The following is a 304-nucleotide window of genomic DNA, read 5'->3' as shown; positions in this document are numbered from 1 at the left end:
CTATGAAGTGCGTTATCTCTGTTCTGGGCAAAGACCGTTCCGGTGTAGTGGCCACCATCGCCACGGTGCTGGCCGAGTGCGGTGCAAACATCGACGACATCTCCGAGACCATTCTGGGCGAGGGCCGTATGTTCTCCATGACCATGATGGTCACGCTCGATCCGGCCGTGGCCGACTTCAACACGGTGCAGGAACGTCTGACGGCGGCCGGCGAAGAGCTGGGCATGCAGGTCATCATCCAGCGTGTAGACGTCTTCCAGATGATGTACAAGATTTAGGAATACTGAACACACTAAAAGCTCCT

Annotated in this window: 1 protein-coding gene; it reads left to right on the top strand. The window is 56.2% G+C overall.

The features are described from left to right. The coding region (locus PZH32_RS12715; protein ID WP_275208618.1) for an ACT domain-containing protein at nt 1–278 on the top strand (278 nt) is incomplete at its 5' end. Between the last annotated feature and the right edge of the window lie 26 nt (nt 279–304).

Source organism: Adlercreutzia equolifaciens (genome assembly GCF_029076695.1).
In the GTDB taxonomy this organism is placed as follows: Bacteria; Actinomycetota; Coriobacteriia; order Coriobacteriales; family Eggerthellaceae; genus Adlercreutzia; species Adlercreutzia equolifaciens_A.
The sequence above is the reverse complement of the archived record's forward strand: the minus strand, read 5'-3'. Positions and strand labels throughout refer to the sequence as shown.